The following is a 1181-nucleotide window of genomic DNA, read 5'->3' as shown; positions in this document are numbered from 1 at the left end:
ACACCTAGTGTTCCGAGTCTGACGGTTGCTACCTGTTTCCACGGATTTCATCGAGTGCGTCCAGTGCACGGCGTTCTCTGGTGAGGATATTTTCGGCGGATTTGGTCCAGACGAAGGGCTTGGCCTTGGCGTTGTGGAACAGCAGGTAGTCATAGATCGCCTCCTCCAGATCATCGACGCTGTCGAAACTTCCCCGGCGGATGCGCCGGTTGGTGATCTCGGCGAAGAAGCGTTCGACCATGTTCAGCCAGGATGCGCTGGTGGGGGTGAAATGCAGCTTGAACCGGGGGTGTTTTGCAAGCCAGGCCTGCACTTCGGGCGTCTTGTGGGTCGCGTAGTTGTCCAGGACAATATGGATATCGCGCGGCTTGAGGACGGCACGGTCGATCCGGCGCAGGAAGGCCAGAAACTCCTTCGCCCGGTGGCGGGACATGCATTCGCCGATGACCATGCCCGATTTCACATCGAGCGCGGCGAACAGCGTGGTGGTGCCGTGGCGTTTGTAATCGTGGGTCATGGTGGCCGCGCGACCCTTCTTGAGCGGCAGCCCCGGCTGGGTGCGGTCGAGCGCCTGGATTTGCGACTTCTCATCGACGCACAGCACGACCGCGCGTTCGGGGGGATTGAGATAAAGCCCCACGATCTCGGTGACTTTCGCCTCGAACTCCGGGTCGTTCGAGACCTTGAAGCCCTTCGTCAGATGCGGCTTGAGACCGGCCTCCGCCCAGATGCGCCCCACGCTCGACGGCGAGATGCCCACCGCCGCGGCCATGCTCGACCGGCTCCACTGCGTGCCATCGGGCGGCGTCTCCTTCACCGTCTTGGTGATCACCTTCAGGCGCGTCTCCCGCGGCAGCGGCGGGATGCGCGAGGGCCGGGTCTTGTCGCGCTGGAGCCCTTCGACGCCTTCGTCAAGATACCGCGCCTGCCAGCGCCACACGGTCGGCTTCGACGTCCTGGCACGCCGCATGATCGCGTTGGTGCCGCAGCCATCGGCCGTCGCCAGAACGATCGCGGCGCGCCAGACGACCTTGCGCGGTGTGTTGCGGTTGGCGCACAGAGCTTCAAGCTGCGCACGGTCGGCGGGGCCGAGGTAAAGGCAGATGTCATCGCGTCTCATGCCTCAAGCATGACATACCTGATCCCAAAAGGGAATCTTCTGTCAGGTGGCGGACACTAGG

The 1181-nt window shown here is 63.3% G+C and carries 1 protein-coding gene; it reads right to left on the bottom strand.

What is annotated here, in order from left to right; genetic code table 11:
* Positions 1–28: 28 nt before the first annotated feature.
* Entirely contained in the window at positions 29–1120 is a 1092-nt protein-coding gene (locus tag C5F46_RS16155; RefSeq protein WP_107326307.1) for an IS630 family transposase, read from the bottom strand.
* Between the last annotated feature and the right edge of the window lie 61 nt (positions 1121–1181).

This window comes from Phaeovulum veldkampii DSM 11550 (genome assembly GCF_003034995.1).
Classification (GTDB): Bacteria; Pseudomonadota; Alphaproteobacteria; order Rhodobacterales; family Rhodobacteraceae; genus Phaeovulum; species Phaeovulum veldkampii.
Note: the sequence above shows the minus strand (reverse complement) of the source record. Positions and strands in the feature narration are given on the sequence as shown.